2 protein-coding genes are annotated in these 1,556 nt (G+C 33.9%); both read right to left on the bottom strand.

The genetic code is table 11. The annotated features are described in order from the left end of the window. Nucleotides 1-82: 82 nt before the first annotated feature. Entirely contained in the window at nt 83-793 is a 711-nt protein-coding gene (locus tag ON073_RS20290; RefSeq protein WP_274763681.1) for a transglycosylase domain-containing protein, read from the bottom strand. Then, on the bottom strand, nt 772-1,263 hold the full coding sequence (locus tag ON073_RS20285; protein ID WP_274763680.1) for a hypothetical protein: 492 nt from the start codon (nt 1,261-1,263) through the stop codon (nt 772-774). Before ON073_RS20285 ends, ON073_RS20290 begins: the two co-directional genes overlap by 22 nt. Between the last annotated feature and the right edge of the window lie 293 nt (nt 1,264-1,556).

The raw sequence follows: 1,556 nt of genomic DNA, 5'->3' as shown, positions 1-1,556 counted from the left end.
TCGCATTATTCATTTAAATTGTATTTTCAGGCTTGATTAAGGGGTTAAGGGTGTGAAACTCAATATATCTGGCATCATTGATTCACGGATAGTATACAAAATATTGAGAACTTGAATGATTATCAACTTTTGAAGCAAGCCCAAACTCACTTGGCTTTGAATGAATATTAAGCATACTTAATTTATTGGATAAATGTATTGTTCTCTGTTCGAATTTTAATTGCCAAAGTTTATTCCTAATTAACGGCTGAGGATATTTTAAACGGGCAATAACCCTTATTGCATCAGAATAAGTGAAGCCAACAAATGCTTTGTTATCAAATTCTTTTAATCTCATCACACCTTGCTCGCTGACACCATAATAAGCAATGCAAAGATAAGTTTTTGAGATAATGCCTTTAGATAATATTGAAGACATGTAAACAGCAAGAAGTTGTTCTAGTATCTTCCGATTCAATGTTCTTTGGTACCTATTTACCACAACTCTTACAAATTGCTGTTCTATTGTACTTGCACCCTGTATTTGCCCTTTTATGGTTGAAAAGAGAGATCTGCATATTGCAATTTGGTCGATGCCCAAATGAATTTGACTTCGGTGATCTTCACCAAGTTCAAGTGTTAATAAAAGCTTTTTAGGCAAAATGACATGGTTATATCTAGCAACAACTTCTAAGCATTTATTAACATCATCTCTTAAACCCCATAAATTAAACTTATGAGCTATTTTTGAAATGAATAAGTAAGGAATTGTCGCTAAAAAATAGCCTAACTTTAAAATTTCTCTCTCTGCCATCTCGTGAGTCCATCTTGATTTGCAACGAACGAGTTAAATGCTCCCGTAATTAAATTATTGTTCTTTCTTATTAACTCAAAATAGTTAGTGGACTCTCTTCCACTTCCTTGTTCTTTTATGTGAATGTAGACTTTATCCTTTGATAAATAATTTAACTCATAAAAGCCTTCTAAATGACCGCGTGAACGTTTTTCACCTACATACTCTCTTTCCCCAGTTGATGAGTTCTCGTAGATTTTCTCAACCGTACCAGCTAACTTATTCCCTTCCCTCCAAATAACAGCAACATAGCGCAAAACCATTCCCTTGTATGGATTATAATCACTATTGACAGTTTCCATTTCGAAATACCACTTACCTGTAATATCAGGTATTCCAAAGAGTTTTTCTTTCAAAAAAAAGAAAAATAGTGCCAGTATAGGACCACTAATTAAGGCTGCTATTACCCCCGCTATAATGTTGTCGATCAATGTATATTCCTCTTATATTTATTTCGAAGTTAAAAATTCTTTACTTTACGAAAGGTTTAATTCTAAATAAAAGTAACTCATTGTTGCAATTACATTTTATAACAATCAATTCAATGGGCTTTTGGGCTAGGTCTTGCGTTTTGTAAATAATTTTAAAGCAGCCGACTACCTTTTGAACACGGGGATTGAAGCTAACTTCAATTCCCAATTAATCAAACCTGAAAACGGATTTTAAATGAATAATGCGAGACAGGGAGCGTAGCGGTCGAGCAAGCCATGTACAACAGGGACGT

The sequence above is a fragment of the Pseudoalteromonas sp. G4 genome, assembly GCF_028875915.1.
Classification (GTDB): domain Bacteria; phylum Pseudomonadota; class Gammaproteobacteria; order Enterobacterales; family Alteromonadaceae; genus Pseudoalteromonas.
The sequence above is the reverse complement of the archived record's forward strand: the minus strand, read 5'-3'. Positions and strand labels throughout refer to the sequence as shown.